Origin of the sequence: Streptomyces genisteinicus, from assembly GCF_014489615.1 — a bacterium.
Lineage (GTDB): Bacteria > Actinomycetota > Actinomycetes > Streptomycetales > Streptomycetaceae > Streptomyces > Streptomyces genisteinicus.
Genome location: NZ_CP060825.1, coordinates 7,169,692 through 7,190,131, shown reverse-complemented (window position 1 = coordinate 7,190,131; position 20,440 = coordinate 7,169,692). Strand labels below are relative to the sequence as shown.

Sequence of the window (20,440 nt, the reverse complement as noted above, 5' to 3'; positions counted from 1 at the left end):
TCGTGAACGACATCCTCGTGGTGCTCAGGGCCGAGGACGCCGTCGTCGACTTCCTCTCCGTACTCGGCTCCGACGACCACGCCGCGACCACCCACGTCCTCCTCTGCGACACCGGGGAGACCCTGTCGTTCCCCGTCGGCGCCGGGGTCCCCGAGCGGCTCGCCGAACTCGGCGCCCGGGTCCGCGCGGTGGACACCTCCGCCGCCTCCCCGGGCCCCGGCGACCTGACCGCCCGCCTGCGGCGGCTCGCCGGCGGGGACAACACACGAGTGTGGACGCACTCCCCCGCCGACACCCGGCGCAGCCGGGGCCGCACCGGGCGCGACACCGCCCTCGCCGCCGACGCCCTCGGGCTGCCGGTGCGCCACGCCGTCGGCCACTCGCCGTACCTGCAGGTCGTCAGCGATCTGGACAGGCCCCTCGACCGCCGGACATGCGCCGAGAAGCTGCGCTTCGTCAACACCCACTGCGCGCACCTGCTCGACACCGACTCTCCGGAGCACCTGCTGACCACCGGCCGGGTGCACGCCACCGAGCGGTTCTTCGTCTCGGAGGCCGAGGAAAGGGCACGGCTGTACGCGCTGATGGCGAGCCTGGGCGACGAGGCGGCGGCGGTGCCGGACCCGTGGGAGTTCGCCACCTCCGCGTACGAACAGCAGCGGCTCGACGCCACCACCGCCTGGATCGCCCGCACGGTCTCCCCCGGCGACGGGCGGCTCGTGGAGGTCGGCGCCTGCGAGGGCGCCCTCACCGCGCGTCTGCTCGACAAGGGCTTCGCCGTCGACGCCACCGAGCCGAACCCGGTCTTCCGCGACCGGCTCGCACGGCAGCCCCGGTCGGACCGCCTCGGTGTCCACGCCCACGCACTGGAGGACCTGGCCGCGGCAGGCGCCGGGCTGCGCGGGACCGCGGCCGCCTATCTCCTGATCGAGATGCTGTACTACGGCCAGGACCCGGCGCTCCTCGACACACTGCCCACCGACCTCGTCCTCCTCGCCCTCGAACCGGAGGCCCTGGACACCCGGTTGCGCCATTGGCTCGAAGCGAGCCGGGAGTGGGAGGCGGAGGGCGGGACCGTCCTCGTCCGGCCCGCCCTGGAGAGCGTCTGCGGCGGCCGGGCCCATCTGCGCAAGCGCGGCAGCACCGGCGTGGTCCTGCGCCGCCGCACCCGCTGACCGCCCCGCGCCGGCCGTCCCGCACGGGCCCCGCCGACGGCTTCCCCGCCGACCACTCGCCGACGGCTTCCGCACCGGGCGCCCGCCGCCGGCCCGCGACACGGGGCCACGACACCCGAGGAGACACGAGGTGTACGACCTCTCCGTCGGGCTCGGCTACCACTGCGAGTCCACCCACCAGCTGCGCCGCCACACCGGCGAGGAACGCGCTCACTTCTTCGACTGGCTCGACCTGGATCTCGGCTCGGTCGTCGACGTGATCCGAGGAGACTTCCGCGACGTCCTGCGCAGCGGCGCCGTGGTCCCCTTCTCGGAGGGCCGGTGCGCGCTGGACCGGTCCTTGGGCATCCGTTTCTTCCACGACTTCCGCACCGCGCCCGACACGCCCCTGACCGCGGCCGCCATCGAGGAGCAACTGCCACGTGTACGGGCGAAGTTCGAGCATCTTGCGGAACGCTGGCGGGCGATGACCGCGTCCTCCGCCCACGTGCTGTACGTCCACCACGACGCGTTCGACGAGAGCGGGCCGTCCGATGTGCTGCGCCTGCGCGAGGTGCTCGCCGCGCAGCACCCCGGCCACCGCTTCGGCCTGCTCTGGCTGCGGCGCACCCCGCCCGCCGGCACCGGAGTCCTCCCGCCCGGCGTGCACGCCGACACCGTGCCGCTCGTCCGGGGCCGCTGGGAGGGCGACGACGACGCCTGGGACCGCGTCCTGTCGGCCCTCCCCCTGCGGACGCGCAGCGCGCCGCCCGGCACAGCCGGCCACCGCGCCTGACCACCCCCGGTCGCATCCGCGCATCCGCGCATCCGCCTGATCCGCCGCGTCCCTCCGTCTCCGCTCGCACGCACCGCATCCGTCCGCACCGTCTGCATTTGTCCGCATCCTCTGCATCCGATCCCAGGAGCCGTGCACCATGGCACACCCCGACTCCGGCGCCGCCCCGCGCACCGTCGTCCTGTCCCCCCACTTCGACGACGCCGCCCTCTCCCTCGGCGGACTCCTCGCCGGCCTGCCCGGCCCCGTCGACATCGTCACCGTGTACGGCGGCGCGCCCGCGGCGGACACCACGGTCTCCTGGTGGGACACCATCTCCGGCTTCTCCACCCCCGGGGAGGCGCACCGCGCGCGGCTCGCCGAGGACGCCGCGGCGTGCGCGCTGCTCGGCGCACGGCAGGTGGCGCTGGACCATCCCGACGGGCCGTACGCGGAACCCGGCGCGGCACTCGACGGGCTCGACGCCTATCTGGCCGCCCTGGAGCCGGGCACCGAGGTCCTCGTCCCGCTCGGCAGCAACCAGCCCGACCACGAGGCGGTGCGCCGCCGCGCGCTGGAGGTCCTCGCGGAGCTGGACGCCCCGCCGCCCACCGTCTACGCCGACCTGCCCTACACCGGTCACCTGCCCGAGTGGGGGCTGCCGGGGGCGAGCGAGGCGCTGGCGGGCAGCCCGGAGTGCGGACTCGCCTACCAGGACCTCCTGCGCGGGTACCGCACCACCGTCCGCGACGCGCTGACCCTCGACGACCGCCAGTGGGCGGCGAAGCGGGCGGCCGTGCTCTGCTACGGCTCCCAACTCGCCCCGGTCTCCGTGGACCACGGCCCGTTCCTCTCCCGCAGCGGCCCGCTCAGCTGCGAACTCACCTGGTCGCTCAGTCGCCTCGACGAGGAAGCCGCGGACGCCGTCCCGCACTGACCCGGTCGACCGGGACCCGGGCCGGGGCCGGGAGCGGGGCCCGCACCGGACCCGGCCCCGGACCCAAACCCCCCGCCCGCTCCCGCCGGGCGCCCTCCGCACGGACGCGGCGCCCTCCCCTCCCGCACCGTGCGCGGCGGCCCGGGGCGCTCCCCGGGCCGCCCCCCCCCCCCCGTCCGCCGCACACCCTCGCCGCGCGGCTGCCGCCGCGTCGCGGCGCTCAGCCGCCCTGGCGTGCACCCGCCCGGGTGCGCCGCCGCAGGGCCGGGGCCGCCTGTCGGGGCGCGCCAGCCGCGGGGCCGGAGCCGCCGGCGGGTCCGGCCCCGCGGCTGGCGCCGGCCCCCGCCCCTGCCTCCGTCTCGGACAGGCGGCGGGCCAGGGCGCGGGCGGTCGGGTTGCGGAACAGGTCCCGGAGCGTGAGGTCGCGGCCGAGTTCCGCACGAATGCGGTTGAGCAGCCGTACCGCGAGCAGCGAATGCCCGCCGTTGCGGAAGAAGTTGTCCTCCGACCCGATCCGGCGTCCGCCGAGCACGTCGGCGAAGAGCAGCAGCAGCCGGTCCACCTGGTCCCCGTCGCCGCCCGGTGCCGGTTGCTGCCCCGCCGGGCCCGTGGCGGTGGGCCGGCCGGTGACGACGCGGGCGGGGGTCAGGTACTCGGGCAGCCGTTCCGCGGCCCAGGCGCGCAGCTCGTCCTCGGTCGCGGTGCCCCCGTCGGCGGTGACCCGGGCGTGCAGCTCGCCGTCATGGACCTCGACGCTCGCCCCGGTCACGTCCGGGTGGGACAGCAGGGCGGCCTCGACCCGCCCGGGTTCGACGGGGTAGCCGCCGGCCGTGAGCGTCGCGACCGGGCGCAGGGTGCCGTCGGCGGCCGGGTAGGCGCGGCGGCCGGTGGGGCGCAGGCTGCCGTCGGCCGCCCTGGTGTGCACCTCGCCGGGGACGCGGACCGCCGCCGGGCGGCCGTGCTCGTCGAGCACCGTCTCCGCGCCCACCGGGGTGTGCCCCTCCCGGAGCGCGGCTCCGGCCGGCCCGGCCCCGGAGACCGGCAGGTCCGGGTCGAGGGCGAACGCCTCCAGCGCGCCGGCGAGTCGCCGGGCCAGCAGTCGGGCGGTCTCCTCGTCGTAGAGGGCGGTGGCGTACTCCAGCACACCGCGCAGGCCGCCGGGCGATCCGTCCTCGGCCGCGCGCTCGGTGAGGGCGAAGGTCAGGTCGCTCTTGGCGCCGGTGCTGCGGAACCCGACCTCCTCGCCGTCCAGGACGGACGGGGCGTCCGGGCCCGCGGCGGCGGCGTGCACCTGGAGCATCACCTGCACGAGCGGCGCGTGGGCGGCAGAGCGTTCGGGGCTGAGGTGTTCGACCAGCCGGTCGAAGGGCAGGTCCTGGTGGCTGTAGGCGGCGAGGCCGGCGTCCCGGACGCGGCGCACCAGCTCGCCGAACGCGGGATCGCCCGAGGTGTCGGTGCGCAGCACCAGCGTGTTGACGAAGAAGCCGACGAGCGGGTGCAGGGCGTCGTCCGCACGGCCCGCGACGGTGGTGCCGACGGCCACGTCGGTGCCGGCGCCGTGCCGGGTGAGCACGGCCGCCAGTGCGGCCTGCACCACCATGAAGAGGGTCGCTCCGTGGGCGCGGGCGCAGCGCAGCAGTCCGCGGTGGACTTCCGGGCCGACCTCGAAGCCGGTGAGGGCGCCCGCACCGTCGCTCTCCAGCGGGCGGGGCCGGTCGGTGGGCAGGGCGAGGAGCGGCGGCATGCCGTCGAGGGCGGTGCGCCAGTGGGCCAGCTGTCCGGTGGCGAGCCCCTGTGGGCCGTCGAGGAGTTCGTGCTGCCAGAGGGTGTAGTCGGTGTACTGGACGGGCAGCGGCGCCCAGTCGGGGGCGCGGCCCTCGGCGCGGGCCCGGTAGGCGGTGTCGAGGTCGGCGAGGAGGCAGCCCGTGGACCAGCCGTCGCCCGCGATGTGGTGCACCAGCAGGACGAGGGTCTGTCCGCCGTCGGCGCCGCTGACGAGCCTGGCCCGGAACGGGATCTCCGCGGACAGGTCGAAGACGTGCCGGGTGGCGGATTCCACGGCGTCGCGCACGGCGTCCGGCCCGTCGGCGCCCGCCAGTTCGAGCACGGGGCGCGCGCCGTCGACGACCTGCTGGTACGGCTCCCCGTCGTGTGTCGGGTAGACGGTCCGCAGCACCTCGTGGCGGGCGGCGACGTCGGCGAGCGCCTCGGCGAGGCGCACCGGGTCGAGGGGGCGGTGGAGCCGGGTGACGACGGGGATGTTGTACGTGGCGCTCGGGCCTTCGAGGCGTCCGGTGAACCAGAGCCGCAGCTGTGCGGCAGAGAGGGGGACGCGCTCGGGGCGCAGCCCGGCGGGCACCGGCCGCAGCGCGGGGCGGGCCGGTGCGGCGCCCTGCCCGGCGAGCCGGCGCAGCAGCTGCCGGGGGGTGGGGGCGAGGAACACGTCGCGGATGGCCGCCTCGGTGCCGAGCGCGGCCCGGATGCGGTTGGCGAGTTTGCCGGCGAGCAGCGAATGCCCGCCCAGTTTGAAGAAGTTGTCCTCGGGGCCGGCCCCGTCGCGCCGCAGCACCTCGGCGAAGAGGCCGCGGAGGATCTCCTCGCGGGGGTCGGCCGCGGCCTGCCGCCGGGCGCCGGTGGCGGCGTCCGCGGTGGCCGGTGCGGGCTCCTGCCCGGCGCCGGTGTCCCGGCGCCGGGCCGCTTCGAGGGCGCGGTGGCGCCCGTCCAGGGCCTCCTGCTCTTCGGTGGAGAGGAGGCCGAGCGTGCCGGTGCGGGTGGACTCCGGCTGTGCGGCGAGCGCGGTGAGCGCCCGCCCGAACAGCCCGAGGAGCAGCCGTGCGGTGTCCTCGTCGTACAGGTCGGTGGCGTACTGGAGTCCGAGGGTCAGTCCGCCGGGATCGCCGGCGTCCGTGACCCGTTCGCCGCAGGAGAAGCTGAGGTCGAACTTGGCCGTGGCGAGGTCGGCGTCGTCGAGCTCGCCGGGGACGGCCCCGAGGCGGACGGCGGTGTCCTGCGCGGCCAGGGTGCTGACCATGACCTGGAAGAACGGGTGCCGGCCGTAGGAGCGTTCGGGGTTGAGGTCCTCCACCAGCAGGTCGAAGGGCAGGTCCTCGTGCGCGAAGGCGGCGAGGTCGGCGTCGCGGACCCGGTCGACCAGCTCCGCCAGTGTCGGGTCGCCGGACAGGTCGGTGCGGAGCGCGAGGGTGTTGACGAAGAAGCCCACCAGATCGTGGAGGCCTTCCTCCGGGCGGCCGGCCACGGGTGTGCCGACGACCTGGTCGTCACCGGCGCCGGCGGCCCGCAGCGCCAGCGCCAGGGCCGTCCGCACGGCCATGAAGAACGTGGCCCGCCGTGCGCGTGCCACCTCCAGCAGCGCGCTGTGGACGTCCGCGCCGAGTTCCGCCGACACCACCGCTCCCCGGTTCCCGGGCTCGGTGGGCCGGGGCCGGTCGGCGGGCAGCCGGGTCTCGGCCGCGATGCCGTCCAGCGCCGCGCGCCAGTGGACGAGCTGTTCGTGTGCGAGGCTGTCGGGATCCCCGGGGTCGCCGAGCATCTCCCGCTGCCACAGGGCGTAGTCCGCGTACTGCACGGGCAGCGGCTCCCGGTCGGGGGCGCGGCCCTCGGTACGGGCCCGGTAGGCCGCGTCCAGGTCGGTGAGGAGCGGGCCGACCGACCAGCCGTCGGTGGCGATGTGGTGCACGTTCAGCACCAGTACGGCGGTGCCGTCGTCGGCCGTGAACAGCCGTACGTGCAGCGGCAGTTCGGTGGCGATGTCGATCGGTCGGCGGGCGAAGGCGGTGACAGCCGCCGCCAGGTTGGCGCCCGCGGCGCACTCCTCGGTACCGAAGCACGGCTCCGGGTCCGTCTCGATCCGCTGGTACGGCTCCCCGTCGGCGGCCGGGTGGACGGTTCGGAGCACCTCGTGCCGCTCCACGAGGTCCCGCACCGCCGCCCGCAGGGCCTCGGGGTCCGGGTGGGACGCGAGCCGGATCACCACGGGCGCGTTGTAGGCGGCGGAGGGGCCCTCCAGCCGGGTCAGGAACCACAGCCGGCGCTGGGCGTAGGACAGGGGGATCACGGTTGCTGCTCCTCGGGAAGGGCGGGGGCGGGTGGGTGAGCCGTCGGCGGGGGCCGCGCCGGCCGCGCGGCCCGCGGTCAGGCATCCTTCGCGGCCGTCAGCTCCTCGATGCGTGCGGCGAGGTCGCGCAGGCGCGGATTGGCGTAGACGGCCTTGACCGGGAGGCTCACGGAGAGTTCGGCGCGGACCCGGGAGACCAGCTTGATGGCGAGCAGCGAATGGCCGCCGAGCTTGAAGAAGTTGTCGTCCGGGCCGATCGAGGCCGCGCCGAGGACCTGCGTCCAGACCCGGGCGATCAGTTCCTCCGCCGGGCCGTTCAGCGCGGACGGGGCGGCGGACCGCGGGGCGGGCTCCGGGGCCGCGACGAGCGTGGCCAGGGCGGAGCGGTCGAGCTTGCCGCTCGGGGTGGTGGCGAAGCGTTCCACGGCGACGAACGCGGACGGCACCATGTAGGCCGGCAGGCTCGCGGTGAGGGCGGCGCGCAGCGCGGTCGTCTCGCCGCCGCGGTGGTGGGCGATGAGGCAGGCGGTGCCCGCGGCGTCCTCGCCGAGGACGACGGCCGCCTCCCGGACGCCCTCGGTGCGCAGCAGCGCGGCCTCGATCTCGGGGAGTTCGATCCGGTGGCCGCGGAGCTTGACCTGGCCGTCGGCGCGGCCCAGGTAGACGAGGCGTCCGGCGGGCAGCAGCCGGCAGCGGTCGCCGGTGCGGTACATCCGGGCTCCCGCGGGACCGGCCGGGTCCGGGACGAAGCGCTCGGCGGTCAGGGCGGGGCGGCCGCGGTAGCCGCGGCCGACGCGGGGCCCCGAGAGGTACAGCTCCCCGCTCTCCCCGGGGGCGACCGGGACGAGGTTCTCGTCGAGGAGCCGCATGCGCAGGCCGGGCAGGACGGCTCCGATGTGGGGCTCGCCCGGCTCGTCGATCCAGCCGGCGGTGGCGTCCACGGTGCACTCGGTGGGGCCGTAGACGTTGAGGGCGCGCAGCAGTCCGGTGCGGTGGGCGGCGGCCAGGCGGTCCCACAGCGCGGGGCCGATCGCCTCGCCTCCGACGAGCAGGGTCAGCGGCCGGGGGCCGCCGCCGGCGGTGAGCAGGTCGAGCAGCGGCTCGGCGTGCGAGGGGGTGATGTCCAGGTCGGTGAGGCCCTGTTCGTCGACGAGGGCGGCCATCAGCGCGGGGTCGCGCCGGGTCTCCTCGTCGATCATGACGAGGGTGTCGCCGCGGCAGAGGCGGACCCACTGCTGCACGGAGGCGTCGAAGGAGGGCGAGGCGTTCCAGCCGACGCGGCGGGCCTCGCCGGTGGCGGCACCGGCCTGCTCCAGCTCGCGCAGGAGCAGCGAGGCGGCGCCCCGGCCGATCTCCACGCCCTTGGGGCGTCCGGTGGACCCCGAGGTGTAGATGACGTACGCCAGGGTGCCGGCGGACACCGGTACGGGGGCGAAGCCGGACGGGTCGTCCGCGGGCGCGGTCAGGTCGGCGAGGGTGACGGCCGGGGTGGGACCGGCGGGTGCGTCGGCGGGACCGGCCACGACGGCGAGGTCGGCGCCGGAGTCCTCGACCAGGTAGCGGCGCCGCTCGGCGGGCAGCGCCGGGTCGACGGGCAGGTAGGCGGCCCCGGCGGTGAGCGTGCCGATGATCGCGGTGACGAGCCCGGCGCCGCGGGGCAGGCAGAGCGCCACGACGCTCTCGGGTCCGGCGCCGGCGGCGGTGATCCGGGCGGCGAACGCGGCCGCCTCGGCGCGCAGTTCGCCGAAGGTCAGCCGGCGGTCGCCGGCCACGACGGCGGTGCGGGCGGCGGGCGCGGTGGCGAGGCGGGCCAGCAGGTCCGCGGCGCCGGTGCCGGCCGCGCACGCGTCGCAGGCGCAGGCCGCGGGGGAACCGGCGGCGCAGCCGGCGCAGTCGCAGGGTCGTCCGGCGGTGCGGCAGTCGGCGCCCGGGCCGGTGGGGCGGTCGTGGCCGGACGCTGCGGGGCCGGCTGCGGTGCGCTCGGGGAGGACGGCGGTCATGTCGGGGCTCACATTCCGTACGGGGTGGCGGACGGGGCGGTGGTCGGGGAGCAGTCGGACAGCGGCACCGGCTCGCCCATGGCGACGAGGATCTTGCGGTCGCCGCCGAACGACTCGCGGCCGTGGGCGCAGAGGATGTTGTCGACGAGCATCACGTCGCCCGCCTGCCAGGTCTCGCGGACGGTCACCGCCTGGTAGGCGTCGTTGATCGCGTCGACCTCGGCGTCGGTGAGGGCGGTGCCGTCTCCGAGGCGGGTGTCGAAGGGCAGGCCGTCCGCGCCGAAGGTGTCCGTGAGGACCTCGCGCACGTCCTCGTCGAGGCTGCGGGCGTTCCAGAAGGCGAAGTGGTTGAACCAGACCCGTTCGCCGGTGACCGGGTGGGTGATGATCGCGGAACGGAGCTGCCGGGTGCGCAGGGTGTCCTCGTCGAGCCACTCGTAGCCGATGGCGTGGGCGTCGCAGTACTCCTCGGCACCCGCCGGGTCCTCGGAGGAGAACGCCTTCCGCCACGGCATTCCGGCCAGGTCCGAGTAGTTGCGCACCAGCAGCCAGCCGGCCTTCTCGAACCGCTCGGTGAGCTCCGGCGGGAGGAGGGCGAGCGCCTTGCGCATGTCTCCGACGGTGGTGGCGCCGCCGGTCTCCGGGGCGGTGATGCAGCCGAAGAGCAGCACTCCGGGGAAGTCGAGTGTGTAGCTGTTCTCGTTGTGGAGGCGGATCGGCTGGGCGGCGGGCAGGTCGGTCGAGGAGAAGACGCCCTCGCCGAAGTCGGTCCGCGGGGTGGCCTTCTCCTTGTATCCGGCGCGCTCGGTGACGAGCGCGTCCCTGGCCTCGGCGAACGCCGCGGCGTCCGTGACCGGCAGGCCGCGCAGCATCAGCGCGCCGGAGCGGTGCAGTTCGGCCTGGATCGCGGAGCGGTGCGCGGTGAGCCAGGCGGTCGCCTCCGCCATGCCGGCGAAGCGCGGCACGCGCAGCAGCGCGGGCCTGCCCGGCCGGTGCTCGACGGTGATGTCCGCGGTGGCCGCCGGGTTCGGTGCGAAGGTGGTCATCGTTGGTTCCTCGTCTTCCGTGGGTGTGCGGGGTGGGAGCCGGTCAGGCGGCGGTGGCCGCGGTGCCGTGGAGGGCTTCGAGGACCGGGGTCAGCCGGGCGAAGAAGCCGGGCAGGTCCTGCTGGAAGTAGAAGTGGTCGCCCGGCAGCACCTCGGGCCGGATCTCCCCGCCGGCCACCAGGGACCAGCCGGCGAGCATGTCGACCGGGACGATCGGGTCGCTGTCGCCGCCGAACACCGCGACACGGCAGTCGAGCCGTACGCCGGGGGCCGTGCAGCGGTAGGCGTCGTCGATGGCGAAGTCGGCGCGGATGGACGGCAGGACGATCTCGCGGAGCTCCGGGTCGTCGAGGATGCCGTCGTCGGTGCCGCCGCGCTCCTTGATGGCGGCGACGAGTTCGTCGTCGTCGAGGCGTTCCGGGTGCACCGGCGCCTGGTTGGGCAGGACGGGCGCCCGGCAGGCGGAGGCGACCAGCCCGCGCGGGGTGCGCCCGGCGGCCTGGAGGGCGCGGGTCACCTCGAAGGCGACCAGCGAGCCCATGCTGTGTCCGAGGACGACCAGCGGGCCGGTGTCGGCGGGCAGGGCCTGGACGACGGGCAGTGCGAGGTCGTCGACCGAGGCCGGCAGGTCCTCGCAGTAGCGGGCCCCGCGTCCCGGGTACTGGCCGATCAGCAGCCGCACGTCGGCCGGCAGGTGGTCGCGCCAGGCGCTGTACGCGTGGGCGTTGCCGCCCGCGTGCGGGAGCACCAGCAGCGACAGGCGGTGCGGCGCGTCCCCGGGGAGGTCCCAGACGACGTCCTCGGGTGCGGGCGTCGGGGCGGTGGCGGCGTCGTTGCTCATGAGCTGATCCGATCTGTCTCGGTGCGGCGGCGCAGGGCGGGTCGGGCCTTGCGCGCCGGGGCGGCCTTGAGGGATTCGATGTGTGCGGCGAGCCGGGCCGGGGTCGGGTGCCGGAAGATGTCCCGGACCGTCAGACGCACGTCGAGGGCGCCGGCGATGTGGTTGGTGAGGCGGGCTCCGAGGAGGGAGTGGCCGCCGTGCTGGAAGAAGTCGTCGTCGACGGTGAGGGGTTCGGTGGTGGTGAGGGTGCCGGTGAAGAGGGCGAGCAGGGTCTCCTCCAGCGGGGTGCGCGGGGCGCGTCCGCCGGTGGTCAGGGGGGCCGGTTCGGGCAGGGCCCGCTTGTCGACCTTGCCGTTGGGTGTGAGCGGCATCCGCTCCAGCACGGTGACGAACGTGGGCACCAGGTGCTCCGGCAGCCGGTCCGCCACATGCCGGCGGATCTCGTCGGGCGGGGTGTCCCCCTCGGTGACGAGGTAGGCGGCGAGCCGGTCGCGGTGCACGGTGACGACGGCCTGGGTCACCGCCGGATGGGTCAACAGTGCCGCCTCGGTCTCGCCGGGCTCGACGCGGAAGCCGCGGATCTTGATCTGGTCGTCCGCCCGGCCCTCGTAGACGATCCGCCCCCCGGCGTCGAACCGCGCCAGGTCACCGGTCCGGTAGAGGCGGGCTCCCTTGGTGCCGTACGGGTCGGGCACGAAGCGGGAGGCGGTCAGGTCGGGGCGGCCGAGATAGCCGTGGGCCAGGCCTTCGCCGGCGAGGTACAGCTCGCCCGTCACACCGGGCGGGCACAGGTTCAGGTGCGAGTCGAGGATGTAGGCGCCCTTGTTGACCAGCGGCACACCGACGGGGATCGCTGTTCCGGGCTCGCCTTCCTCCGCCACACGGTGCGTCGTGGTGAAGCCCATGGACTCGGCCGGACCGTACCCGTTGACGACCTCGATGCCCGGCGCCAGCCCCTGCAGCTTGTGCACATGAGTCGGGGACGCCGCCTCGCCGCCGGTGAAGGCCACCGTCACCGTCTTGAACGCCTCGGGGTGCTCGTCCACCAGGAAGTTGAACAGGCTCGCCGACAGCTGGAGCATCGTCACCCCGTGCCGGCGCGACAGCTCCGCGATCAGCGCCGGCTCCGGGCGCTGCCCCGGCTGGAGCACCGACACACCGCCGTGCAGCAGCGCGCCCCAGAACTCCAGACTGAACGCGTCCCACGACACCGGCGAGCACTGCAGGAACACCTCCCCCGGCCCGAACCGGCCGTACGTCTGACCGCTCACCGTCGACACCAGATTCCGGTGCGACGACAGAATCCCCTTCGGACGCCCCGTCGACCCGGAGGTGAACATCACGCACGCCGTGTCGTCGCCGGTGACCTCCAGGCCGAGGTCGTGCGATGCGAGGACGGTCAGCTCGGCTGCCGACGCGGTGACCGGTGTCCACGGTCCGTCGAGCCGTGCGGCGAGCCCGGGTGCCGTGACGAGGTGGGTGATGCCGGCGTCCTGGGCCGCGGAGCGCAGCCGCTCGTCGGGGAAGTCCGGGTCCAGCAGCGTGTAGCCCGCGCCGGTCTTGACCACCGCGACGACCGCGGTGGCGAAGTCGGCACCGCGCTCCAGCAGCACACCCGCCAGATCACCGCGCCCCAGCCCGTGGGACCGCAGATGCCGGGCCAACCGGTTCGCGGACGCGTTGAGTTCGGCGTAGGACACCTGCCGGTCGCCGTCGACCAGCGCGGTCCGCTCCGGACCCTCGGCCACCCGCGCCTCGAACCGCTCGACCAGCGACAGATCACCGGTTTCGGCCACCGTCCCCGCCCACGCACCCGTCAGCAGCTCCCGCTCACCGGCCGACAGCGTCTCCAGCCGCGACAACCGGACCTCCGGCGCGTCCAGCGCCTGGTCCAGCACCCGCCCCAGCACCTCCCCCATCCGCCGCACCGTCGCCTCGTCGAAGAGATCCGCGGCGTACAGGACCGAGCCGTGCAGCCGGTGTCCGTCGTCGGAGCGCAGCAGGAACTCGAGGTCGAACTTGGCCGATCCGGTGGTGGTGCCTTCGACGGTGCAGGGGCCTGCGCCGGGCAGGTCGAGGGCGGGCACGGTGCCGGCTTCGAGTCCCAGGCAGATCTGGAAGAGGGGGTGACGGGCGAGGGTCCGGGACGGGTTGACCGCCTCCAGCACCGCATCGAACGGCGCCTCCTGATGCGCGAACGCGTCCAGATCCGCCGACCGCACCCGCCCCAGCAACTCACGGAACGAAGGATCACCCGCACTCGACGTCCGCAACACCAGCGTGTTCACGAAGAACCCCACCAGCTCGGCGAGCGCTTCGTCGGTGCGACCCGCCACGGGCGAGCCGATCGCCAGATCCGACCCCGCACCCAGCCGCGACAACGCCGCCACCAGAGCCGCATGCACCACCATGAACGGCGTGCACCCCTCCACCCGCGCGAACTCCACCACCCGCGCGAACAACCCCGCACCCAGATCCAGTTGCACCTGACCACCCCGGTGCGACGCCACCGCCGGCCGCGGACGGTCCAACCCCAGACCGTGCTCCTCCGGAAGACCCCTCAACGCCTCCCGCCAGAACCCCAGCTCACCCCCCAGCACACTCCCCTCATCACCCGCAGACCCCAGCACCCGCCGCTGCCACGCCGCATAGTCCGCGTACTGCACCGCCGGCACCTCCAGCACCGACACCACCGCCCCCGCGACCCGCGCCGCATACGCGCGCTCCAGGTCCGCGAAGAAGGCCGCGTTGGACAGACCGTCCGTCGCGATGTGGTGCAGGACGAGCGACAGGACCTGGGCTCGGTCGTCGGCGAGGTCGAGGAGCGTGGCGCGCAAGGGGAGGTCGGAGCCGAGATCGAAGGGCGTGCCGGCCAGTCCGGCGAGGGTCGCGTCGAGATCTGCGGCGCCGACCCGGCGACGCTCCACCACCACCCGGGCCTCGTCCGGTGACAGGATCCGCTGCCGCGGCTCCCCGTCCACCACCTCGAACACCGTCCGCAACGGAGCATGCCGCCCCACCACATCACCCAGCGCCGCCCCCAGCACACCCACATCCAGCCCACCCGCACACCGCACCACCAACGGCACGTTGTACGCCGCACTCCCACCCTCCAACTGCGACAACAACCACAACCGCCGCTGAGCGAACGACGCCACCGGCAACACACCACCACCGACGGCCCCCTCCCCCGCCACCAACGGCGGCAGCACCACACCACCCGCGCCCACACGCCCGGCCACCACCTCAGCCAGCCCCGCCACCGTCGGACGCGCGAACACATCACGAATCGTGAGCCGCACCCCCAGCACCTCCGCCACCCGATTCGTCAACCGCGCAGCCAGCAGCGAATGACCACCGTGGTGGAAGAAGTCGTCATCGACGGTGAGGGGTTCAGTGGTGGTGAGGGTGCCGGTGAAGAGGGCGAGCAGGGTCTCCTCCAGCGGGGTGCGCGGGGCGCGCCCGCCGGTGGCGAAGGGGGCCGGTTCGGGCAGGGCCCGCTTGTCGACCTTGCCGTTGGGTGTGAGCGGCATCCGCTCCAGCACCGTCAGGTAGGTGGGGACCAGATGGTCCGGGAGGCGGTCGGCGGTGTGCCGGCGGATCTCCTCCAGCTCCGCCTCCACGTCCAGCACCACATAGGCGGCCAGCCGGTGCTCATACACCGTCACCACCGCCTGCGTCACCGCCGGATGGGTCAGCAGTGCCGCCTCCGTCTCCCCCGGCTCGACGCGGAAGCCGCGGATCTTGATCTGGTCGTCCGCCCGGCCCTCGTAGACGATCCGCCCCCCGGCGTCGAACCGCGCCAGGTCACCGGTCCGGTAGAGGCGGGCTCCCTTGGTGCCGTACGGGTCGGGCACGAAGCGGGAGGCGGTCAGGTCGGGGCGGCCGAGGTAGCCGTGGGCCAGGCCTTCGCCGGCGAGGTACAGCTCGCCCGTCACACCGGGCGGGCACAGGTTCAGGTGCGAGTCGAGGATGTAGGCGCCCTTGTTGACAAGCGGCACACCCACCGGCACGAGGGCGGGCGGTGCGTCGCCGCGCGGGATGGCGTGGGTGGTGGTGAAGCCCATGGACTCGGCCGGACCGTACCCGTTGACCACCTCGACGGCGGGCCGCAGACGCTGGAGCTTGTGGACGTGGGCGGGGGACGCCGCCTCGCCGCCGGTGAAGGCCACCGTCACCGTGTCGAACGCCTCGGGGTGCTCGTCCACCAGGAAGTTGAACAGGCTCGCCGACAGCTGGAGCATCGTCACCCCGTGCCGGCGCGACAGCTCCGCGATCAGCGCCGGCTCCGGGCGCTGCCCCGGCTGGAGCACCGACACACCGCCGTGCAGCAACGCGCCCCAGAACTCCAGACTGAACGCGTCCCACGACACCGGCGAGCACTGCAGGAACACCTCCCCCGGCCCGAACCGGCCGTACGTCTGACCGCTCACCGTCGACACCAGATTCCGGTGCGACGACAGAATCCCCTTCGGACGCCCCGTCGAACCCGAGGTGAACATCACGCACGCCGTGTCGTCGCCGGTGACCTCCAGGCCGAGGTCGTGCGATGCGAGGACGGTCAGCTCGGCTGCCGACGCGGTGACCGGTGTCCACGGTCCGTCGAGCCGTGCGGCGAGCCCGGGTGCCGTGACGAGGTGGGTGATGCCGGCGTCCTGGGCCGCGGAGCGCAGCCGCTCGTCGGGGAAGTCCGGGTCCAGCAGCGTGTAGCCCGCGCCGGTCTTGACCACCGCGACGACCGCGGTGGCGAAGTCGGCACCGCGTTCCAGCAGCACACCCGCCAGATCACCGCGCCCCAGCCCGTGGGACCGCAGATGCCGGGCCAACCGGTTGGCCGACGCGTTGAGTTCGGCGTAGGACACCTGCCGGTCGCCGTCGACCAGCGCGGTCCGCTCCGGACCCTCGGCCACCCGCGCCTCGAACCGCTCGACCAGCGACAGATCACCGGTTTCGGCCACCGTCCCCGCCCACGCACCCGTCAGCAGCTCCCGCTCACCGGCCGACAGCGTTTCCAGCCGCGACAACCGGACCTCCGGCGCGTCCAGCGCCTGGTCCAGCACCCGCCCCAGCACCTCCCCCATCCGCCGCACCGTCGCCTCGTCGAAGAGATCCGCGGCGAAGATCACGGTGGCGGTCAGGGACGTCCCGTCGTCGGAGCGCAGGAAGAACTCGAGGTCGAACTTGGCCGATCCGCCCGAGACGGTCTCCACCCGTGCGGTCGGCACTCCGTGCAGGGCGAGTGCGGGGGCACCCGCGGTCTCCAGGGTCAGGCAGATCTGGAAGAGGGGGTGACGGGCGAGGGTCCGGGACGGGTTGACCGCCTCCAGCACCGCATCGAACGGCGCCTCCTGATGCGCGAACGCGTCCAGATCCGCCGACCGCACCCGCCCCAGCAACTCACGGAACGAAGGATCACCCGCACTCGACGTCCGCAACACCAGCGTGTTCACGAAGAACCCCACCAGCTCGGCGAGCGCTTCGTCGGTGCGACCCGCCACGGGCGAGCCGATCGCCAGATCCGACCCCGCCCCCAGCCGCGACAACGCCGCCACCAGAGCCGCATGCACCACCATGAACGGCGTGCACCCCTCCACCCGCGCGAACTCCACCACCCGCGCGAACAACCCCGGTCCCAAGTCCAGTTGCACCTCACCACCCCGGTGCGACGCCACCGCCGGCCGCGGACGGTCCAACCCCAGACCGTGCTCCTCCGGAAGACCCCTCAACGCCTCCCGCCAGAACCCCAGCTCACCCCCCAGCACACTCCCCTCATCACCCGCAGACCCCAACACCCGCCGCTGCCACGCCGCATAGTCCGCGTACTGCACCGCCGGCACCTCCAGCACCGACACCACCGCCCCCGCGACCCGCGCCGCATACGCGCGCTCCAGGTCCGCGAAGAAGGCCGCGTTGGACAGACCGTCCGTCGCGATGTGGTGGAGGACGAGCGACAGGACCTGGGCTCGGTCGTCGGCGAGGTCGAGGAGCGTGGCGCGCAAGGGGAGGTCGGAGCCGAGATCGAAGGGCGTGCCGGCCAGTCCGGCGAGGGTCGCGTCGAGATCGGCGGCGCCGATCCGGCGACGCTCCACCACCACCCGGGCCTCGTCCGGTGACAGGATCCGCTGCCGCGGCTCCCCGTCCACCACCTCGAACACCGTCCGCAACGGAGCATGCCGCCCCACCACATCACCCAGCGCCGCCCCCAGCACACCCACATCCAGCCCACCCGCACACCGCACCACCAACGGCACGTTGTACGCCGCACTCCCACCCTCCAACTGCGACAACAACCACAACCGCCGCTGAGCGAACGACGCCACCGGCAACACACCACCACCGACGGCACCCTCCCCCGCCACCAACGGCGGCAGCACCACACCACCCGCGCCCTCACGCCCGGCCACCACCTCAGCCAGCCCCGCCACCGTCGGACGCGCGAACACATCACGAATCGTGAGCCGCACCCCCAGCACCTCCGCCACACGATTCGTCAACCGCGCAGCCAGCAGCGAATGACCACCGAGGGCGAAGAAGCTGTCGTCGATGCCGACAGGGCCGGTGGCGTCGAGTGCCGCGGTGAAGAGGGCGAGCAGGGTCTCCTCGACGGCGTTGCGCGGGGCTCGGATCTCGGCCCGGAGCGCGACGGGTTCGGGCAGGGCCCGCTTGTCGATCTTTCCGTTGGGTGTGACGGGAAGGCGGTCGAGGACGGTGAGGAAGCCGGGGACCAGGTGCTCCGGCAGGCGTTCCGCCACATGCCGGCGGATCTCGTCGGGAGTCCCGTCGGCGCCGAGCACGACATACGCGGCGAGGCGCTGCTGATGAACCGTCACCACGGCCTGGGTCACCGCCGGATGGGTCAGCAGTGCCGCCTCGGTCTCGCCGGGCTCGATCCGGAAGCCGCGGATCTTGATCTGGTCGTCCGCCCGGCCCTCGTAGACGATCCGCCCCTGCGCGTCGAACCGCGCCAGGTCCCCCGTCCGGTACAGACGGCCGCCCCCGGAACCGAAGGGCGAGGGGACGAACCGCGCCGCGGTCAGATCGGGCCGGCCGAGATAGCCGTGGGCCAGCCCCTCGCCTCCGACGTAGAGCTCCCCCGTCGCACCCGGCGGGCACAGGTTCAGGTGCGCGTCCAGGATGTACGCGGGCTTGTCGGCCAGGGGCAGGCCGACGGGGATGGCGGTGCGGGCCTCGTCGTCGTCGCCGACGGTGTGGGTGGTGGCGAAGATCATGACCTCGGCCGGGCCGTACCCGTTGAGGACGCGGATGCCCGGCTTCAGGCGGCGCAGCTTGTGCACGTGGACGGGGGACGCCGCTTCGCCGACGGTGAAGGCGGTGATGACCGTGTCGAACGCCTCGGGGTGCTCGTCGACCAGGAAGTTGAACAGGGTCGCGGAGAGCAGGACGGTGGTGACGCGGTGCCGCCTGGCCAGGTCGGCGACGAGTGCGGGTTCGGGCTTCTGGCCGGGCTGGAGGACCGCGCGGCCGCCGTGGAGGAGCGGCGCCCAGAGCTCCAGGCTGAACGCGTCCCAGGAGACGGGTGAGGACTGGAGCCAGGTCTCGTCGGGCCCGTCCGGCAGGTAGGGCTGGCCGACGAGGGTGGCGACGAGGTTGCGGTGGGAGGAGAGGATGGCCTTCGGCCGCCCGGTGGAGCCGGAGGTGAACATCAGGCAGGCGGGGTCGTCGGGGGCGATGGCCACGCCGAGGTCGCCGTCGTCGGCACGGTGCTCCGGCGTCGTGGCGCCGGCTTCCGCCGTGTGGACGGTCCAGGGGCCGGTCGTGCGGCCGGCGAGGCCGGGACGGGTGACGAGGTGGGTGATGCCGGCGTCCTCGGCGGCGGAGCGCAGCCGCTCGTCGGGGAAGTCCGGGTCCAGCAGCACGTGTCCGGCACCGGTCTTGAGGACGGCGAGGAGGGCGGTGACGAAGGGGATGCCGCGTTCCAGCAGGACGCCCGCCATCTGTCCGCGTCCGAGTCCGCGGGCGCGCAGGACCCGGGCCAGTCGGTTGGCGTCCGCGTTGAGCTGCCCGTACGTGATCTCGCCGCCGTGCGGGCTGCCGTCCGTGCCGGCCGCCCCGTCGACGAGTGCGGTGCGCGCGGGGTGCCTGCGGGCCTGCTCCTCGAAGAGTTCGACGAGTGTGCTGTCGGCCGGCCCGTTGGCCGGACCGGCCCAGGGGCCGGTCAGCCGGGCGTGCTCCTCCCCGGTCAGGACGCCCAGTCGCGCGACGGGCCGTGCGGTGGGCTCGTCGGAGGCGAGGACGGTGGAGAGGAAGGCGGCGAAACGGTCCTGGTGGGCGGCGACGGCATCCGGGTCGATGCCGTCCACGGGCGTGTCGAAGTCGATGCGCAGCCCGCGCCCGCTGCCGAGGTCGAGGACGGCGACCGAGAGGTCGTCGACGGGGCCGTTGCTGATGTTGTGGTTGACGGTCGGGTGTCCGCACACGGTGAGGTCGCCGTGGAAGCCCATGATGTTGAGGACGGGCGAGGCAAGGCGGCGGGCGCCGTCGACGGCTCCGGCGTCGCGGCACAGGTCCTCGTAGCGGGTCAGCTGGTGCCGCAGCCCGTGCTTGACCTCGGCCGCGACGGTGCGGACCAGGTCCCCGAGGGTCGCCCGGGGGTCGACCTTCAGGCGCAGCGGCACCACGTTGGAGGCCATGCCGGGGGTGCTGCGGGCGAGCCGGGTGGTGCGGCCGGTCACGGGCAGGGCGATGACGAGCTCGTCGCGGGAGGTGACGCGGTGGAGGTAGACGGTGAACAGTGCCGTCAGCAGGACCGACCAGGAGACCCGTGCGCCGCGGGCAACGGTGCGCAGCTGGTCGGCGTCGGCGGCCGGGATGTGCACGCTGCGGCGGGCGAAGGGCAGACCGCCGTGGGCCGCTGCGGCCCGGCCGGTGCCGCGGACGAGCCCGGTGGGCGCGTCCGGGGCGCCGGACAGGTGCTCGCGCCAGGCGGCGCGTCCTTGGGCGGCCTCCTCGGACTCCCGGTGGGCCGCGTCCTCGGCGAGGAGGTCGGCGAGCGCGCCGAACGGCGAGTCGCCCCACGGTTCGCCGGCGACGGCCCGCTCGTACAGCTCGACGAGGCGGGACAGTGCCATCGACACGCCGACGCCGTCGACGACCAGGTGGTGGAAGCCGTAGAAGTAGAAGTGCCGCTCCTCGCCCAGGCGGATCAGCGCGCAGCGCACCGGGGGCCGGCGGGCCAGGTCGAAGGGGGCCCGGATCAGGTCGCCGATGAGCTCCCAGGCGGCGGCCTCGGGGTCGTCCGCGCCGCTGACGTCGGTGAACGGCAGGTGCCGGTCGCCGGCGTCGGGGTCGATCAGCTGCCACACCCGCTCGCCGTCGTCCTCGAACCCGCGGGTGCGCAGGAAGTCCGCCTCGTCGACGAGGCGTCGCCAGGCCGCGGCCATCAGCGCCTCGTCGACGGGGCCCTCGATCTCGCGGCACTCGGCGACGTTGTACTTCACGCCGGTGGGGTCGAGCGCGTGCGCCGTCCAGATGTCGCGCTGGGCGACGGAGAGCGGGAGCCGGACAGGGGCCTCGGCGGGTACGACGGGCGGGTCGAACGGCATGAGGGCTCCTGTCGGGGTCACGGCGTGGGGCGGGGCTGCGCCCATACAA

Annotated in this window: 8 protein-coding genes; 3 read left to right on the top strand and 5 right to left on the bottom strand. The window is 74.4% G+C overall.

What is annotated here, in order from left to right; all coding sequences use genetic code 11:
• Positions 1-2: 2 nt before the first annotated feature.
• The 3 genes from IAG43_RS30760 to IAG43_RS30750 all read left to right on the top strand — a co-directional run bounded on the left by IAG43_RS30760 (position 3) and on the right by IAG43_RS30750 (position 2,866).
• On the top strand, positions 3-1,175 hold the full coding sequence (locus IAG43_RS30760; protein WP_187743929.1) for a class I SAM-dependent methyltransferase: 1,173 nt from the start codon (positions 3-5) through the stop codon (positions 1,173-1,175).
• Positions 1,176-1,305: 130 nt separating this feature from the next.
• Positions 1,306-1,950: a DUF1796 family putative cysteine peptidase gene (locus IAG43_RS30755; RefSeq protein WP_187743928.1), complete on the top strand. Its 645-nt coding sequence runs from the start codon at positions 1,306-1,308 to the stop codon at positions 1,948-1,950.
• A gap of 139 nt (positions 1,951-2,089) precedes the next feature.
• Positions 2,090-2,866, top strand: a complete 777-nt coding sequence (locus tag IAG43_RS30750) for a PIG-L deacetylase family protein (protein ID WP_187743927.1) — start codon at positions 2,090-2,092, stop codon at positions 2,864-2,866.
• A gap of 220 nt (positions 2,867-3,086) precedes the next feature.
• Here IAG43_RS30750 and IAG43_RS30745 read toward each other — a convergent pair whose 3' ends face one another.
• The 5 genes from IAG43_RS30745 to IAG43_RS30725 all read right to left on the bottom strand — a co-directional run bounded on the left by IAG43_RS30745 (position 3,087) and on the right by IAG43_RS30725 (position 20,391).
• Positions 3,087-6,941, bottom strand: a complete 3,855-nt coding sequence (locus IAG43_RS30745; RefSeq protein ID WP_187743926.1) for a condensation domain-containing protein — start codon at positions 6,939-6,941, stop codon at positions 3,087-3,089.
• A gap of 77 nt (positions 6,942-7,018) precedes the next feature.
• On the bottom strand, positions 7,019-8,941 hold the full coding sequence (locus IAG43_RS30740; protein WP_187743925.1) for a non-ribosomal peptide synthetase: 1,923 nt from the start codon (positions 8,939-8,941) through the stop codon (positions 7,019-7,021).
• A gap of 8 nt (positions 8,942-8,949) precedes the next feature.
• Positions 8,950-9,987 carry a TauD/TfdA family dioxygenase gene (locus IAG43_RS30735; RefSeq protein WP_187743924.1) on the bottom strand — a complete coding sequence of 346 codons (1,038 nt, stop codon included), beginning with the start codon at positions 9,985-9,987 and terminating at the stop codon, positions 8,950-8,952.
• Positions 9,988-10,030: 43 nt separating this feature from the next.
• Positions 10,031-10,828 (bottom strand): thioesterase II family protein, encoded by a 798-nt coding sequence (locus tag IAG43_RS30730; RefSeq protein WP_187743923.1) that lies wholly within the window; start codon positions 10,826-10,828, stop codon positions 10,031-10,033.
• Positions 10,825-20,391, bottom strand: a complete 9,567-nt coding sequence (locus IAG43_RS30725) for a non-ribosomal peptide synthetase (RefSeq protein ID WP_187743922.1) — start codon at positions 20,389-20,391, stop codon at positions 10,825-10,827. Before IAG43_RS30725 ends, IAG43_RS30730 begins: the two co-directional genes overlap by 4 nt.
• Positions 20,392-20,440 lie beyond the last annotated feature (49 nt).

What these genes read in the sequence shown, in the direction of transcription:
- IAG43_RS30735 (WP_187743924.1), bottom strand. Translation starts at nt 9,987, where the DNA reads ATGACCACCTTCGCACCGAACCCGGCGGCCACCGCGGACATCACCGTC.
- IAG43_RS30740 (WP_187743925.1), bottom strand. Translation starts at nt 8,941, where the DNA reads ATGACCGCCGTCCTCCCCGAGCGCACCGCAGCCGGCCCCGCAGCGTCC.
- IAG43_RS30730 (WP_187743923.1), bottom strand. Translation starts at nt 10,828, where the DNA reads ATGAGCAACGACGCCGCCACCGCCCCGACGCCCGCACCCGAGGACGTC.
- IAG43_RS30725 (WP_187743922.1), bottom strand. Translation starts at nt 20,391, where the DNA reads ATGCCGTTCGACCCGCCCGTCGTACCCGCCGAGGCCCCTGTCCGGCTC.
- IAG43_RS30750 (WP_187743927.1), top strand. Translation starts at nt 2,090, where the DNA reads ATGGCACACCCCGACTCCGGCGCCGCCCCGCGCACCGTCGTCCTGTCC.